Origin of the sequence: Streptomyces sp. NPDC005496 (genome assembly GCF_042872045.1) — a bacterium.
In the GTDB taxonomy this organism is placed as follows: Bacteria; Actinomycetota; Actinomycetes; order Streptomycetales; family Streptomycetaceae; genus Streptomyces.
The window spans coordinates 664,083-680,567 of record NZ_JBIAJQ010000002.1; the positions used below are offsets into that span (position 1 = coordinate 664,083).

Sequence of the window (16,485 nt, forward strand, 5' to 3'; positions counted from 1 at the left end):
CGCATGCCCGAAAACGAGTCCTGGGAGTACTCCCTACACGTCCCCAACGACGTGCGCGCCGTCACCGTCAGCCGCCGCACCATCCGACTGATCCTCACCATGCACGGACTGATCGGCCTCACCGACGTCGCCGAGCTGCTCGCGACCGAGCTGATCTCCAACGCCGTACGCCACACGAAGGGCCCCGCCGCCCTCCGGGTGCGCTGGTCGCCGCCCGGCACACTGCGGATCGGGGCCTGGGACACGGACCCCGAGCCGCCCGAGCCGCCGGCGCCGTCCGGACAGGAGGGGCAGGAGGAGCAGGAGCACCCCGAACAGGGGCGAGGGCTCACCCTGGTGCGGGCCTGCTCCACGGAGTGGGGCTGGCACCCGCTCGCCCGGCACGGCAACCGCGGCAAGTACGTGTGGTGCGAGCTGGCCGCCGTCTGAGCGCCCAAGAAGGCCGTCGTGGGCCGTATCACGCCACAGGTCACGATTCAATCTCGGCCACTGGCGACCCTTGCCTTTCCCCATGTAATCGATTCCAATTCCTGCATGTAATCGATTCCACGAGGAGGTGGAGCGACGATGGCGAGCATCAAGGACGTCGCTGCCGAGGCGGGCGTGTCCGTCGCCACGGTCTCGCGCGTCCTGAACGACCATCCGTCGGTCAGCGCGGACGCACGCGCCCGTGTCCTGACCGCCGTCCAGACCCTGGGCTACCGCCCGAACGCCGTCGCCCGCTCCCTGCGCACCGACCAGACCCGCACCCTCGGCCTGGTCATCAGCGACGTGCTCAACCCGTACTTCACCGAGCTGGCCCGCTCCGTCGAGGAGGAGGCCCGCGCCCTCGGCTACAGCGTGATCATCGGCAACGCCGACGAGCGGCCCGACCTCCAGGACCACCACGTCCGCACGCTGCTCGACCGCCGGATCGACGGCCTCCTCGTCTCCCCCGCCGACGGCGGCTCCCCCGGCATGCTGGACGCCGCCCGCGCGGGCACCCCGATGGTCTTCGTGGACCGCTGGATCCCCGGCGTGGACGTGCCGGTCGTCCGGGCGGACGGGCGGGCGGCCGTCCGCGACCTCGTCGCCCACCTGCACGGGCTCGGCCACCGGCGGCTCGCCATCATCGCGGGCCCGGCGGCGACCACCACCGGCAGCGAGCGCGTGGAGGCCTTCCGGGAGGCGCTCGCCGAGTACGGCATCGCCCTGCCCGACGCCTACATAGGCCAGGGCGACTTCCAGGCGGAGAGCGGGCGCCGGGCCACCGAGGGCTTCCTCGACCTGGCCGAGCCGCCCGAGGTCGTCTTCGCCGCCGACAACCTGATGGCGCTCGGCGCGCTGGACGCCGTCCGGGCACGCGGGTTGCGGGTCCCCGAGGACATCGCCCTCGCCGCCTTCGACGACATCCCGTGGTTCGTGCACACCGACCCGCCGGTCACGGCGATCGCCCAGCCGACCGGTGAACTGGGCCGGGCAGCCGTCCGCGCCCTGGTCGACCGGATCGAAGGGCGGCCCCCGCAGTCCGTCACCCTCCCCGCCCGTCTCGTCGTGCGCCGTTCCTGCGGCGAGCCGGCACCCGTACGTCCCGTGCAAAGGAGCAACCCGTGAGCCGTACGGACGAGTTGCTGCGTATCGAAGGGATACGCAAGACGTTCCCCGGCGTCGTCGCCCTCGACAGCGTCGACTTCGACCTGCGCCGCGGCGAGGTGCACGTGCTGCTCGGGGAGAACGGCGCGGGCAAGAGCACCCTCATCAAGATGCTCTCCGGCGCCTACCGCCCCGACGCAGGACGGGTCCTCGTCGACGGCGAGGAGGTGCGCATCCACGGCGCCCAGGACTCCGAGCGCCTCGGGATCGCCACCATCTACCAGGAGTTCAACCTCGTCCCCGACCTGACGGTGGCCGAGAACATCTTCCTCGGCCGCCAGCCGCGGCGCTTCGGACTCATCGACCGCAAGAAGATGGAGGCCGACGCCGCCGAACTGCTCGACCGGGTCGGCGTGCACGTGTCCCCCCGGGCCCGGGTGCGTGAACTGGGCATCGCCCGGCTCCAGATGGTCGAGATCGCCAAGGCGCTCAGCCTGGACGCCCGCGTCCTGATCATGGACGAGCCGACCGCGGTACTCACCTCCGAGGAGGTCGAGAAGCTCTTCTCGATCGTGCGCAGGCTGCGCGAGGACGGCGTCGGCATCGTCTTCATCACCCACCACCTGGAGGAGATCGCCGCCCTCGGCGACCGGGTCACCGTCATCCGGGACGGCCGGAGCGTCGGCCAGGTGCCCGCCTCCACACCCGAGGACGAACTCGTACGCCTCATGGTGGGCCGGTCGATCGAGCAGCAGTACCCGCGCGAACGCGCCGACGCCGGAACCGCGTTGCTGACCGTCGAGGGGCTCACCAGGGACGGCGTCTTCCACGACGTGTCGTTCGAGGTGCGCGCCGGTGAGGTCGTCGGCATCGCGGGACTGGTGGGCGCGGGACGCACCGAGGTCGTCCGGGCGGTCTTCGGGGCCGATCCGTACGACAGCGGCACCGTCGAGGTCGCCGGGGCGCGGCTGCCGCGTCACGACGTCACCGCCGCCATGACCGCCGGCATCGGGCTGGTCCCCGAGGACCGCAAGGGCCAGGGACTGCTGCTCGACGCGTCCGTGGAGGAGAACCTCGGTCTCGTCACCCTGCGTTCGGCGACCCACGGCGGGCTCGTCGACCTCAGGGGCCAGCGGGCGGCCGCCGCCCGGATCGCCGGGCAGCTCGGCGTCCGGATGGCCGGACTCGGCCAGCACGTACGCACCCTGTCCGGCGGCAACCAGCAGAAGGTCGTCATCGGCAAGTGGCTGCTCGCCGACACCAAGGTGCTGATCCTCGACGAGCCGACGCGCGGCATCGACGTCGGCGCCAAGGTCGAGATCTACCAGCTCGTCAACGCGCTCACGGCCGCCGGAGCCGCCGTCCTGATGATCTCCAGCGACCTGCCCGAGGTGCTCGGTATGAGCGACCGCGTGCTGGTCATGGCCCAGGGCCGGATCGCGGGCGAACTCCCCGCCGCCGAAGCCACCCAGGACGCGGTGATGGCACTCGCCGTCAGCACACCCGCTACCGCCAACACCGGAACTACCGCAGTGGAGGACTCCCGTGGCCACTGACACGCTCAAGAGCTCATCGGGCGCCAGTGGCGCCTCGGCGGTCCGCCGCCTCCTTCTCGACAACGGCGCGCTCACCGCGCTCATCGTCCTCGTCGTCGCGATGTCGGCGCTGTCCGGCGACTTCCTGACGACCGACAACCTGCTCAACATCGGCGTCCAGGCGGCCGTCACCGCCATCCTCGCCTTCGGTGTCACCTTCGTGATCGTCTCGGCGGGCATCGACCTGTCGGTCGGTTCCGTCGCCGCGCTCTCCGCGACCGTCCTCGCCTGGACGGCCACCTCGCACGGCGTCCCGGTGGGGATCGCGGTCCTCCTCGCCATCGCCACCGGCATAGCGTGCGGGCTGGTCAACGGCGTGCTCATCTCGTACGGGAAGCTGCCGCCGTTCATCGCGACGCTGGCCATGCTCTCGGTGGGCCGCGGACTGTCCCTGGTGATCTCCCAGGGCAGCCCGATCCCCTTCCCCGACTCCGTCTCGCACCTCGGCGACACCCTCGGCGGCTGGCTGCCTGTGCCGGTCCTCGTGATGATCGTGATGGGTCTGATCACCGCCCTGATCCTCGGCCGTACGTACATCGGACGCTCCATGTACGCGATCGGCGGCAACGAGGAGGCGGCCCGCCTCTCGGGTCTGCGGGTGAAGAAGCAGAAGCTCGCGATCTACGCGCTGTCCGGTCTGTTCGCCGCCGCGGCGGGCATCGTGCTCGCCTCCCGGCTCTCCTCCGCGCAGCCGCAGGCCGCCCAGGGCTACGAGCTCGACGCGATCGCCGCGGTCGTCATCGGCGGCGCCTCGCTGGCCGGCGGCACGGGCAAGGCGTCCGGCACCCTGATCGGCGCGCTGATCCTCGCGGTGCTGCGCAACGGACTCAACCTGCTCTCGGTGTCGGCGTTCTGGCAGCAGGTCGTCATCGGTGTCGTCATCGCGCTGGCGGTGCTGCTCGACACGGTGCGGCGCAAGGCGGGGGCGACCCCGACGGCCGCCGGGACGGGCGGTCCGGGCGGCCGGGCCCGGCAGGCGGGCACCTATGTGCTGGCGGCCGTGGTCGCGGCGGCCGTCGTGGGCGGCATGTCCTTCCTGCACAACGGCTCCTCGGGCGGCACCGACAAGAAGGTCGGACTGTCCCTGTCGACGCTGAACAACCCGTTCTTCGTCCAGATCCGGGCCGGCGCCCAGCAGGAGGCGAAGAAGCTCGGCGCGGACCTGACCGTCACCGACGCGCAGAACGACGCCTCGCAGCAGGCCAACCAGCTGCAGAACTTCACCAGTTCGGGTCTCGACTCGATCATCGTGAACCCGGTGGACTCGGACGCGGCGGGCCCCGCGGTACGCGCCGCGAACAAGGCAGGCATCCCCGTGGTCGGCGTCGACCGGGGCGTCAACAAGGCCGACACGGCGGCGCTCGTCGCCTCCGACAACGTGGCGGGCGGCAAGCTCGCCGCCCGGACCCTCGCCGAGAAGCTGGGCGGCAAGGGCACCATCGCGATCCTCCAGGGCCAGGCGGGAACGTCCGCCAGCCGGGAGCGGGGCGCCGGTTTCGCCGCGGGCCTCAAGGAGTTCCCGGGCATCAAGGTCGTCGCCAAGCAGCCCGCGGACTTCGACCGCACCAAGGGCCTCGACGTCATGACGAACATGCTCCAGGCGCACCCGGACGTCCAGGGCGTCTTCGCCGAGAACGACGAGATGGCGCTCGGCGCGATCAAGGCCCTCGGCTCGAAGGCCGGCAAGTCGGTCGCCGTCATCGGCTTCGACGGCACGCCCGACGGACTGAAGGCGGTCGAGGCGGGCACCCTGTACGCCTCCGTGGCCCAGCAGCCCAAGGAGCTCGGCCGGATCGCGGTGCGCAACGCGCTGGACGCGGCCGAGGGCAAGAAGGTCGACGAGACCGTGAAGGTGCCGGTGAAGGTCGTCACGTCGAAGAACGTGGCCGGGTTCGGCGGCTGACGCCCGGCCCGCCGACCGGCTCCCCCGCCGGTCCGCGGGCCGTTCGCCGGCGGTCGGGCCGGGTCCGCCTCACCGCGGACCCGGTCCCCACCGGCGTACGGGGGCCGGACCCGGCTCCCGTGGACGGACGGGGTCCGCCCCGTCGACGTACGGAAAGAGTGTGCTGATGTACGACTACGACCTGCTGGTCGTGGGCTCGGCCAACGCCGACCTGGTGATCGGGGTCGAGCGGCGGCCCGCGGCCGGGGAGACGGTGCTCGGCTCCGACCTAGCCGTCCATCCGGGCGGCAAGGGCGCCAACCAGGCGGTCGCCGCCGCCCGGCTCGGTGCCCGTACCGCGCTGCTCGCGCGGGTCGGCGACGACGCGCACGGACGGCTGCTGCTCGACTCCCAGCGCGCGGCCGGCGTCGACACGGCGGGTGTGCTGGCCGGCGGGGCGCCCACCGGGGTCGCGCTGATCACCGTCGACCCGTCCGGGGACAACAGCATCGTCGTCTCGCCGGGCGCGAACGGACGGCTGACGCCCGCCGACGTCCGCGCGGCCGAGAAGCTCCTGCGGGCCTCGCGGGTGGTCTCGGCGCAGTTGGAGATCCCGCTGGAGACGGTCGTGGAGACCGTACGGTGCCTGCCGTCCGGCTCCCGGTTCGTCCTCAACCCCTCACCGCCCGTGCCGCTGCCCGCCGAGGTGCTGGCGGCCTGCGACCCGCTGATCGTGAACGAGCACGAGGCCCGCGTCCTGCTGGGCGAGGCGGCGGGACCCGAGCCCGAGGACTGGGCGCGTGCGCTGCTCGCCCTCGGCCCGCGCTCGGTCGTCGTCACGCTGGGCGCGGCGGGCGCGCTGGTGGCGGACGGGAGCGGGTCGGCCCGCGTCGCGCCGGTGAAGGTGGCGGCGGTGGACACCACCGGGGCGGGCGACGCGTTCACCGCGGCGCTGGCCTGGCGCCTCGGGGCCGGGGCGTCCCTTGCCGAGGCCGCCGCCTACGCGGCCCGGGTCGGCGCCGCCGCCGTCACCCGGGAGGGCGCGCAGGTGTCCTTCCCGACCGCCGAGGAGGTCGGCGCGCTGTGAAGAAGGCCGGGATACTGAACCGCCATCTCGCGGGCGCCATCGCCGAGTTGGGGCACGGGGACGGGGTGCTGGTGTGCGACGCGGGGATGCCCGTCCCGGACGGGCCGCGGCTGGTGGACCTGGCGTTCCGGGCCGGGGTGCCGTCGTTCGCCGAGGTCCTGGACGGGCTGCTCGCGGAGCTGGTGGTGGAGTGCGGGACGGCCGCCCACGAGGTGCGGGAGGCGAACCCGGAGGCGGCGGCCCTGCTCCGCTCGCGCCTGCCCGTGCTGGAGCTGGTCTCGCACGAGGAGCTGAAGTCGCGCTCGGCGGGCGCGCGGCTGATCGTGCGCACCGGGGAGGCACGGCCGTACGCCAACGTGCTGCTGCGGTGCGGGGTGTTCTTCTGAGGAGGACGGCGCGCCCGGGGCCGTGAGGCGCTTGATTGCGGCCGTGAGGCGCGTGGTCGCGGCCGTCCGTCGCCGGGATCAGCCGCCCGTCGGGCCGGTTCCCGGCCGTGCGCGGGCATTTCGAAGGGGCCCGGTCCGTCGACCGGGCCCCCTCGGCTTTCCCCTCCGCATCAGAACCCCCGCGATCCCCCCGGATCCCCCTCCAAGAGTCCTGACGCACACCTAGACCCGCGGACTCCCGGAAGGGTTGCACGGTATTTCCAAGATTTTTTCCGAGGCACTCCGGCACCCCGCGAGAGCCTTGCCGGAGCCCCGTGGGAGCCCCGGCGGAGCCCCGGGGCGACGCGTCGCGAAGAAGTCCGTGTTACGTCCTGATCGTGTCACTTGGCACCCAACGGCGTTGCCGCTGCAACGCGTTATGGGTCACGATGTTCGACGTACTGGTGAGTCATACGCGATACACGGGGGTGGATACGTGAAGTTCGACATGGGGGCCACGACCCTGGCGGACCTGGGCAAGAGCACGGTCGGATCCAGTGACGACCTGGGCACCCTGATCAAGTGGCTCGTGCAGGCCGCGGAGCCGCTGGAGGGCAAGTTCAACGGCGCCGGCAAGGCCGCGTTCGACTCGTTCAAGAGCCGGGCGGACGAGATCACCGACGCGCTGAACGGTTCGCTCGGCGCGATCCTCGGCGGCCAGGGCGGCATGGACACCGCGTTCGGCACCGGTGACACCGAGCAGCAGGACAACGCCCACCAGAACATGGGGCAGGCCAACTTCGACGCGGCCCGCTTCGGCGCCCGATAAGACGACTCAGGGGGATTTGGATCATGGGTCAGAACCAGGACCGCCGCTCGTACGACACCGGCGCCTCCACGGAGGTGCAGGGCAGCCTTCAGGGCATCATCGGCCAGCTGGAGCGCGTCCTCGGGGACCGCGACCGCGCGGTGCAGGCCGCGATGGCCGAGTTCCAGGCCGACGGTGTCTCCGACGACTACCACGGCAAGGAAGTCCGCTGGAACCGCGCGGCGAACGAGGTCCGCGACATCATCCGCCTCGTGCGCACCACGCTGGAGCAGAACGACGGCACCGCGCAGGCGACGCTCGCCAAGGCGCGCGCCGCGGTCGACAACATCGGCTGAGGCGGACCGGCCCGGGGCCGCGGCGAGTCCGCGGCCCCGGGTCCGGCACACCGGGCCGCGGCGGGGGAACCGCGGACGGGATCCACCGGATCCCGGCGAACGGCACGTCCATGCCGAAGGGAACACGGTGACGGCCCAGGAGTACGACAGCCAGCTGCTGGAGTCCGTGTCGGTACGGCGACGGCGGCTGCGGGACGCCCTGCTGTTCGGGACGCAGCGGCAACGGCGCTCGGTGGACGAGCGGTTGGGGAAGGTGTTCGCCGGGGTGGTGATCGCGGCGGTGCTGTGCGCGGGGTGCGTGGGGTGGTCGTTCGTGTCCCACCGGATCATCGGCAAGAGCCCCAACGGCGGTCCCGTACAGCCTTCTCCGGGTGTCTCCGCCCCGTCGTCGCCGGGGTCCTCCCCGCAGCCTTCCGCTTCCTCAGTGACTCCTTCGACCCGGTGATTGGTACGACATGGCGATATCCGCGGGGGCTTCGAGCCAGACCGGACCGACGGGCCGCACGGCGCTGAGCCGGGTCACCCTGGTCGGCGAGCGACGGAGGGTGGACCTGGTCCTGCCGTCGCGGGAACCCGTCGGGCTGCTCCTGCCCGAGGTGCTGCGGCTGCTGGGCGACCAGGTCTCCGAGCGCCCCCAGTTGCGCCACCTGGTGACCGCGGACGGCTCCGCGCTCGCGCACGACGGCACGCTGGAGTCCGCGGGGGTGCCCGACGGGGCCGTGCTGCGGCTGGTGCGTGCCGAGGACGCGCCCTCGGCGCCGGTGGTACATGACGTCAGCGACGAGACCGCCGACGACCTGGACTCGCGTGCCTGGCGCTGGCGGCCCGCCGTCCGGCGGATCGTGGCCGGGCTCGCGACCGTCGGCTGGGCGCTCGTCGCCGGTGTCGTCGCGCGGGCGCACTACACGCACGGGTCCGTCGGCGCCGCGCTGCTGGCACTCGCCGCGGTGTGCCTGCTCGGCGGTGTGCTGCTCGGGCGGACGGGACGGCGCGGGCTCGCGGCCACGCTGCTCACCACGGGCGGGGCACTGGGGGTGCTCGGTGCCTGGACGCTGGGCGACGCCCGCGGCTGGCCGGGGGCGGCGCAGGCGGCGGGTGCGGTGGCGGCGGTCGTCGTGACGCTCGTCCTGCTGGGACGGTTCACGCCGCTCGGCCGGGGCGGGCTCGTCGGCGGTGCCGCGCTGGCCGCGACGGGCCTCTGCTGGGAGGCGGCCGTGGCCCTCCAACCGGGCATGTCGGACGCCGGGGAACAGGCCCGGGTCGGCGCCGTGCTCGCCGTCGGGTCCGTCGTCGTGCTGGGGCTGCTGCCCCGGCTGGCGCTGATGGCGTCGGGGCTGTCCGGTCTCGACGACCGGCGCTCGGGCGGCGCCTCGGTGAGCCGGTACCAGGTGTCGGCGGCGCTGGCCGCAACGCACCGGGGGCTGGCGCTGGCGACGGTCACGGTGGCCGTCTCGGCGGTCGCCGCGGGTGTCCTGGCGCTGCGCGAGCCCACCGTGTGGACGGTGCTGCTCGCGGTCGTCACGACCGTCGTGGTGGCGCTGCGGGCCCGTGCCTTCCCGCTGGTCGCGGAGGTGGTGGTGCTGCTGGCGGCGTCGGCCGTGCTCGCGGTGCGGCTGCTCCTGGTGTGGCTGGACCGGTCCGGGGCGGCGGGGCCGCTGGCCGTGCTGGCGGGGCTCGCGGTGCTGCCGCTGCTGGTCCTGTCGGTGCAGCCCGCCGAGCATGTGCGCGTACGGCTGCGGCGCGCCGGCGACATGCTGGAAACCGTCGGGGTGATCGCCCTGTTCCCGCTGGTTCTCGGCGTCTTCGGCGTGTACGGACGACTGCTCGACACCTTCGCTTAAGGGGCGGACATGGCGCAGGAACAGGGACGGGGAGGGGACTGGCAGCGCGACGTGCTGCGCCGGCTGGGACAGACCACCGGGGAACCCCGGGCCGTGGGTGACACCGGTGTGCCCACGGGGGCCGGCGCCTCCGGTACGGCCGCCGCACCGGGCGGTGCCGGGCAGAACCCCGCGGCGACCGCTCCGACGCCCGGCGTGGGGCCCTCCGGCCCTCCCGGCGCCGGGGTCCCCGGCGTGCGGCGGGGCGAGCCCGCGCTGCGTCTCGTGCATCCGCCGCGCCCCGGAGCGCAGCCCTTGGCCGCCGCGCCGCCCGCCGGAGGGGGCGAACCGGCGTACCCCGCCCCGCCCTTGGAGACCGCGGAGCCCGCCCCGGCGCACCCCGAGCCGCAGCCGGCGCCCGCGCCCACGCGCCCCGCGCCCTCACCGGCCCTGCCGCACCCGGCCCGTTCGGCCGCGGCGGGCGGAGGGCAGCCCGGGGACAGTCCCGTGCCGCGGGGCTCACGCGACCCCCGGCTGCCGGAGTCCGCCCCGGAGGCCGTGCCCACCGTCGACCCGCGGCTCGCCCGCGCCCTCGGCCGCCCGCAGCACGGGGACTCCCTCACCCGGCGCACCGGACGCTCGCTGCGCCGCCTCACCGCGTCCGCCGCGCAGGACGTGACCGAGGAGACCCGGATCGCCCGGGAGTTGCAACAACCGGTCACCACCGGGCGGGTCATCGCCGTGACCTCGATCCGCGGAGGCGTCGGCAAGTCGACGGTCTCCGCGCTGCTCGGCCGGACCTTCAACCACTACCGGCACGACCCCGTGCTGACCCTGGAGGCCGACGCCGCACTCGGCACGCTGCCCGTACGCATGGGCGCGGAGTCGGTGCGCTGGGCCTGCGGGGACCTGGCGCCGATCCTCAGCCCCTCGATGCGGCTGAACGACGTCACCGGCTACCTGGTGCCGGTCGCCGACGGCGGCTGGCTGCTGCCCGCGAGCCGGGGCCGCGTCGGCGCCCCGCTGGACGTCCCCACGTACCGCACGGTGACGCTGGCGCTGCGCCGCTACTTCGCGGTGACGGTGGTGGACTGCGAGAGCCTGCCCGGCGAGGTGGCCCGCACCGCGATGGACACCGCCCACGCCCGGGTGGTCGTCGCCCCGACCACGGCCGAGGGCGTCAACGGCACCCGCCAGGTCCTCAACTGGCTGGCCCAGCTGCCGCACGCCGCGCTCGCCTCGACGGTCGTCGCGCTCACGGCCGGATCGCCCGATCTGGTGCTGGACGTCAAGGCGGCCGTCGCGCACCTGAAGGAGACGGGCGTCACCGTCGTCCCCCTGCCCTACGACCGTCATCTGGCGGGCGGCGGCCCGATCCGCCCCGAGCTGCTCGGGCAGGCCACCCGAGACGCCACGGTCCGCCTCGCCGCCGAGGCCATGCGGCGCGCGACGAGGGTGCGATGAGCGTCCGCCGTACCGCCGCCGCGCCGCACGCCACAGGAGCCGTACGAGAAAGGGTCCGTCCGTGACCCAGAGTCTGATACACCGGCCCGCCCGCTCCACCCGGCCGCTCGCGCCCGCCGGGCCGCGCACGGTGGAGCCGCCGCCGAACCTGCCCGAGGGCAAGCTGGGCAACGCGGCGACGGCGCTGCTGCCGATGGCCGGCGTCATGGGTTCGGTCGTCATGATGACCGTCATCCGCAACAGCCAGTTCGCGGCGCTCGGCGCGATGGTGCTGGTCATCGCGCTGCTCGGCGCGGTGGGGCTGTTCCTGTCGCAGCGCGGCAAGGCGCAGCGCACCCGGCGGGCCCAGCGTGAGCGGTACCTGGAGTATCTGGAGGAGCTGCGCGAGGAGTTCGGGGCGGCCGAGCGGGAGCGGCGGCAGCTCGCCCGGGTCCTCAACCCGCCCCCGGAGGCGCTCTACGACCTGGTGCGGGACCCCGCGCGGCTGTGGGAGCGGCGCCGTCAGGACCCCGACTTCCTCCGGGTGCGGGTGGGCACCGGCGACGTGCCGGTGCAGGAACTGGCCATCGGCTCCGACGCCGGCGGTGTGATGACCCCGCCGGACCCGTTCATGCTGAACGAGGCGCGGGCGCTGCTGGCGCGGTACTCGGTCGCCAGTGACTGCCCGCTGACGGTGCCGCTGGACCGGGCGGGCAACGTCAGCATCGTCGGTGACCGCGAGGGGGTGCTGCGGGTCGCCCGCGCGCTGCTCGTCCAGGCCGCCGTCACGCACGCGCCCGACGACGTGGCGATGGCGCTCGGCGTGCCGGGCGACCGGCTGACCGAGTGGGAGTGGGCCAAGTGGCTGCCCCACGTGCTCGATCCGCAGGAGCAGGACGGCCCGGTCGCCGCCCGCCGGATCGCCCCGAGCCTGCCGCAGCTCGCCGCGCTGTGCCGGCACGAGCTGGGACAGCGGGCGTCGTACGCGGCGGAGGTGCGGCGGGGCCTGTCCGGCCGCGACGCGCTGCGGCTGACGAGCCGGCTGCTGGTGGTGAGCGACGAGTACGGCGCCACGGCCGCCGAGCTCCCGCGGCCCGACACGGCCGTCGAGCTGCGGGACATGGGCGTCACCGTGCTCCACCTGCTGGAACGGCAGGTGCACGAACCGGACCAGGTCGGCGTGCGCATCCGCGTCGACGGCGACCAGGTGACCGTCGAGGACCTGCGCGAGCCGTCCCCGGTGGCGCAGGGCACGGCGGACGCGGTGAGCCCGGCCGGCGCCGAGGGGCTGGCGCGGCTGCTCGCCCCGCTGCGGCTGTCCGCGGAGTCCGCCGCCGAGGGGACCCCGGTGTCCGGGCCCGTCGACTTCCCCGGGCTGCTCGGTGTCGAGGACCCGACCGCGCTCGACCTGGAGCGGCTGTGGGCGCCGCGCGGCGAGCGCGAGTTCCTGCGTGTGCCGATCGGACTGACGGACCGTCACGAGCCGGTGCTGCTCGACCTGAAGGAGTCCTCCGAGCTGGGCATGGGGCCGCACGGGCTGTGCGTGGGCGCGACCGGTTCCGGCAAGAGCGAACTGCTGCGCACCCTGGTGCTCGCGCTCACCGCCACCCACGCCCCCGAGGACCTGGCCCTGGTCCTCGTCGACTACAAGGGCGGTGCCACCTTCGCGCCGTTCACCGAACTCCCCCACGTGGCCGGGGTGATCACGAACCTGGAGAACCAGGCCGGGCTCGTCGAGCGCGTCCACACCAGCCTCGCGGGCGAGGTCAAGCGCCGCCAGCAGGTGCTGAAGGACGCCGGGAACGTCGCCGACATCGGGCACTACGCGGCCCTGCGCGCCGCCGGGCGCCCCGATCTGGAGCCGCTGCCGCACCTGTTCGTCGTCATCGACGAGTTCGGCGAACTCCTCACCGCCAAGCCGGACTTCATCGACCTGTTCCTGTCCATCGGCCGCATCGGACGCTCCATCGGCGTGCACCTGCTGCTGTCCAGCCAGCGCATCGAGGGCGGCAAGCTGAAGGGTCTCGACACCTACCTGTCGTACCGCCTGGGTCTGCGCACCTTCTCCGCCGACGAGTCGCGCACGGTGCTCGACACCACCGACGCCTTCCATCTGCCGCCGCTGCCGGGCTTCGGCTACCTGAAGGTCGACACCTCGCTGTACGAGCGGTTCAAGGCCGGGTACGTGTCCGGCGCCTACCGCGGTCCCGCGCTGCGCGACCAGCAGGACGACGAGCCGCTCGCCTGGCCCTACCCCGCCTTCAACACGCTCGACGCGGCCCCGGCCGAGGGCGCCGCGGAACCGGCGGCCACCAAGCGGGAGACCGGGCCGACCGTGATGTCCGTGATGGTCGGCCGGCTCACCGGCGCGGCGCCGCCGGTGCGCCGGATCTGGCTGCCGCCGCTGCCGGCCGCCATCACGCTGGACGCCGCCGCGGGGCCCGTCGAGGTGACCGGACGCGGGCTGCACCTGGCCGCCGGGCGGGCCGGGGCGATGCGCGTGCCGCTCGGGGTGCTGGACGACCCGGCGAGCCAGTGGCAGGGCAAGTGGCTGCTCGACCTCACCGTCGCCGGCGGGCACGTCGCCGTCATCGGCGGGCCCCAGTCCGGCAAGACCACGATGCTGCGCACCCTCGCCCTGTCCCTGGCGACCACGCACACCCCGTACGACGTCGCCGTGTACGGGCTCGACCTGGTCGGCGGCGGTCTGTCGGCGCTGGCCGGGCTGCCGCACGTCGGCGGGATCGCGGGGCGCGCCGACCACGAGCGGGCCGCGCGGACGGTCGCCGAGGTGCGCGCGATGCTTGCCGCCCGCGAGGAGCTGTTCCGCGAGCACGGCATCGACTCCGTGGAGCAGCTGCGCCGGCTGCGCGCGCAGGGCCGGCTGACCGAGCTCGGCTCGACCGACGTCGTGCTGCTCGTCGACGGGTTCGGGGCGCTGCGCGACGAGTTCGCCGACCTCGACGACTCGGTGACCGACCTGCTCAAGCGCGGCGGCGGCTACGGCATCCACGTGGTCGCCGGCATGCTGCGCTGGAACGACGTGCGGATCGCCACCCAGTCCATGTTCGGCACGCGTGTCGAGCTGCGGCTCAACGACCCGGCCGACTCCTCCGTCGACCGCAAGCTGTCCGAGACGCTGGCCGCGGACACCCCGGGCCGGGTCCTCACCGACGGGAAGCTGTTCGCCCAGGTCGCGCTGCCGCGTATCGACGGCTCGCCGTCCAGGGACGACATCGGGCCCGCGCTGGAGGAGGCGGCGCGCACGATCCGGGCCACCTGGCACGGGGACGTGGCGCCGCCCGTACGGGTGCTGCCGACGCGGATGCCGGCGGCGCAGCTGCTGTCCGTGGCCGCCGAGCCGCGGCGGGTGCCGATCGGCGTCGACCAGGACGCGCTGGCGCCCGCCCTCCTCGACCTGTTCGGGAGCGACCAGCACCTGCTGGTCCTCGGCGACAACGAGTGCGGCAAGACCAACCTGTTGAAGCTGATCGCCGGGCAGCTCGTGGAGCGGTACAGCGACGAGGAGCTGGTGTTCGGGGTCTTCGACCCGCGCCGCGGGCTGCGCGGGGTGATCCCGGAGGCGTACCGCGGCGGCTACGCGCACAACGCGAAGCTGTCCGCCGCGCTGGCCTCGGGCATCGCGGCCGAGCTGGAGAAGCGGCTGCCGGAGAGCGCGGACCCGGACACGCTCGGCACCGAACCCGCCTTCAGCGGGCCGCGGATCGTGATCCTCGTCGACGACTACGACATCCTGACGACCGCGGGGCAGCAGCCGCTGAACCCCTTCCTGCCGTACGTCTCCTCCGCGCAGGACATCGGCCTGCACTTCGTCATCGCCCGCCGCGTCGCCGGGTCCTCCCGCGCGCTGTACGAACCGCTGCTGACGACACTGCGCGAGACCGGGACCGCGGCGCTCGTGATGACCGGCGACCGGACCGAGGGGCAGCTCTTCCCCGGTCTGTACGCCTCCCCGCAGCCGCCGGGACGCGGCACGATCGTCCGCCGCGGCCGCCGGCACCAGCTCGTCCAGACCGCCCTCTCCGACACCGAGGAAGCAGAACGCCCGTGACCAAGGACGTCATCGCCCTCACCCCGAAGATGCCCGACATCTGGGACCTGCTGACCGGCCTGTACGCGGGCGGCCCCGACCTGGGGGTGTCCGCCGCGGCCGACGGCGCGGTCGTCCAGCTGCACGGTCCCGGGGGCCGCCCGCTCGTCTCCGTGGAGGCGCCGGTCCTCGTCCAGGTGCCCGGCGAGGCGCGGCGGCTGCTCGGCCCGTCGGCCGACGGCGTGCCGCTGCCGTTCTGGTGGACCGAGGCCCGCGCCGCGACGGCGGTCCCGGAGGCCGAACGGCTCGCCGCCTCGGTGTGCGGGCGCCTCAACGCCCTGCTGGGCGGCATCACCTGGCCCGCGGGGGCGGCGCGCACCGAGGTGGTGGACACCTCCGGCGTCCCGGCGCCGGAGACCGTGCCCGGCGCGGAGGGGGAGCCGCCGGAGGGCGCGGAGGCAGACGGGGCGCCGGACGGGGAGGGCGAGGTGACGGCGCGCGCGGCCGTGGGTCTGCCCGCCGTGGACGTGCTCACCGACAGCACCGCCGTGGTCCTGGCCGACCGGCCGGTGATCGCCCTGACCTCCTGGCTCTCGGAGGTGCTGCGTGCGGCGTCCGGCTCGCGCCGGGCCCTGCAGATCGTGACCCCGCCCGACGTACGTCTGAGCCCGGCCGCCCGCACCACGCTGGCGCAGGTGCCCAACCGCTGGGTCGTCCAGGACCCGGACTGCGGGTACTACGACGGGCTCTCCGGGGCGGTGCTGCGCTGGCAGGACGGCACTTTCACGCCCGCCCTCACGGCCGAGGGGAAGTCGACGGTCGCCAAGGCCTTCACCGACACCGGGCCTTCGGCCGAGCGCCAGCTCCACGTCGCGTTCCGCACGCGGCACGCCGCCGACCCGAACCTGCTCCTGGGCGGGGCGCTGGAGACGGCGTGGCGGACGCTGACCGGTGCGCCGCCGGCCGGCTGGGGCACGGCGGAACCGGTCAACCTGCCGTGGTCGCCGCGGCAGTTGACGGACCTGGCGCAGGAGCGCGCTCCGCAGGCCACGCACCTGGTCGCCGTGGGCGCCCCGGACCGTCCGGCGGTCGGGACGCTCCGGGTGACGCGTACCGGGGCGGGGGTGGAGGAGGACGTGCACCTGACCCTCGGCTTCGGCGCGGACGAGGGCCTGCCGCTGGACGCGGTCCAGGGCCTCGCCGAGACCCTCGTCGGTGAACACGGCCTGGTCACCATGCTGGTGTCGGTGCGCCGCGCGGGCCGGGACCTCGTGACGCCGCCGCGGCTGGAGGCGCCGCCCGTGCCGTTCGCGTTCACGCTCGGCCCGGACGACGTGCGCGCCATCGGCCTCGACCACGCCGGCCGTCCGCCCGTCGCGCTGCGGCCGGTCCGGCTGGGTGCTCCCTCGCGGCCCGCGCTGCACTATCCGCTGGGCGACGGGAGCGACCCGCAGTCGTGGACGACGCTCCAGCAGCTCACCCGGCACCTGAAGCGGGGCTGACCGG

General features: G+C 74.2%; 13 protein-coding genes. All 13 read left to right on the forward strand.

Translation table 11 applies throughout. From position 1 onward, the window contains the following. Positions 1–3 precede the first annotated feature (3 nt). The 13 genes from ACFYQQ_RS07445 to ACFYQQ_RS07505 all read left to right on the forward strand — a co-directional run bounded on the left by ACFYQQ_RS07445 (position 4) and on the right by ACFYQQ_RS07505 (position 16,481). Complete coding sequence (locus ACFYQQ_RS07445; protein ID WP_355782317.1) at positions 4–429, forward strand: ATP-binding protein; 426 nt, start codon at positions 4–6, stop codon at positions 427–429. A 138-nt stretch (positions 430–567) separates the two neighbouring features. Continuing rightward, positions 568–1,593: a LacI family DNA-binding transcriptional regulator gene (locus ACFYQQ_RS07450; RefSeq protein ID WP_355782314.1), complete on the forward strand. Its 1,026-nt coding sequence runs from the start codon at positions 568–570 to the stop codon at positions 1,591–1,593. Then, positions 1,590–3,128, forward strand: coding sequence for a sugar ABC transporter ATP-binding protein (locus tag ACFYQQ_RS07455; protein WP_355782311.1), 1,539 nt, complete (start codon positions 1,590–1,592; stop codon positions 3,126–3,128). Before ACFYQQ_RS07450 ends, ACFYQQ_RS07455 begins: the two co-directional genes overlap by 4 nt. Continuing rightward, a complete protein-coding gene (locus ACFYQQ_RS07460) occupies positions 3,118–5,070 on the forward strand; it encodes a substrate-binding domain-containing protein (RefSeq protein ID WP_355782309.1) in 1,953 nt (650 codons plus the stop codon). Before ACFYQQ_RS07455 ends, ACFYQQ_RS07460 begins: the two co-directional genes overlap by 11 nt. A 166-nt stretch (positions 5,071–5,236) precedes the next feature. Continuing rightward, positions 5,237–6,136 (forward strand): ribokinase, encoded by a 900-nt coding sequence (locus tag ACFYQQ_RS07465; RefSeq protein ID WP_356237653.1) that lies wholly within the window; start codon positions 5,237–5,239, stop codon positions 6,134–6,136. Continuing rightward, the gene (rbsD, locus tag ACFYQQ_RS07470) at positions 6,133–6,522 is read left to right on the forward strand and encodes a D-ribose pyranase (RefSeq protein ID WP_355793988.1); all 390 of its coding nucleotides are present in this window, start codon (positions 6,133–6,135) and stop codon (positions 6,520–6,522) included. Before ACFYQQ_RS07465 ends, rbsD begins: the two co-directional genes overlap by 4 nt. 475 nt (positions 6,523–6,997) lie before the next feature. Then, positions 6,998–7,330 (forward strand): hypothetical protein, encoded by a 333-nt coding sequence (locus ACFYQQ_RS07475; protein WP_355793989.1) that lies wholly within the window; start codon positions 6,998–7,000, stop codon positions 7,328–7,330. 23 nt (positions 7,331–7,353) lie between these two features. After that, entirely contained in the window at positions 7,354–7,665 is a 312-nt protein-coding gene (locus tag ACFYQQ_RS07480; protein WP_121402948.1) for a pore-forming ESAT-6 family protein, read from the forward strand. A gap of 127 nt (positions 7,666–7,792) precedes the next feature. After that, the gene (locus tag ACFYQQ_RS07485) at positions 7,793–8,110 is read left to right on the forward strand and encodes a hypothetical protein (protein ID WP_356164749.1); all 318 of its coding nucleotides are present in this window, start codon (positions 7,793–7,795) and stop codon (positions 8,108–8,110) included. Positions 8,111–8,120: 10 nt separating this feature from the next. Beyond that, complete coding sequence (eccD, locus tag ACFYQQ_RS07490) at positions 8,121–9,506, forward strand: type VII secretion integral membrane protein EccD (RefSeq protein ID WP_355795085.1); 1,386 nt, start codon at positions 8,121–8,123, stop codon at positions 9,504–9,506. Between the two features lie 9 nt (positions 9,507–9,515). Then, a complete protein-coding gene (locus ACFYQQ_RS07495) occupies positions 9,516–10,949 on the forward strand; it encodes a hypothetical protein (RefSeq protein ID WP_356237652.1) in 1,434 nt (477 codons plus the stop codon). Between the two features lie 61 nt (positions 10,950–11,010). Next, positions 11,011–15,000, forward strand: coding sequence for a type VII secretion protein EccCa (eccCa, locus tag ACFYQQ_RS07500; RefSeq protein WP_355789354.1), 3,990 nt, complete (start codon positions 11,011–11,013; stop codon positions 14,998–15,000). Then, complete coding sequence (locus tag ACFYQQ_RS07505) at positions 14,997–16,481, forward strand: DUF6177 family protein (protein WP_356164737.1); 1,485 nt, start codon at positions 14,997–14,999, stop codon at positions 16,479–16,481. The genes eccCa and ACFYQQ_RS07505 overlap by 4 nt, the downstream gene beginning before the upstream one ends. The last annotated feature ends 4 nt before the right edge of the window (positions 16,482–16,485 follow it).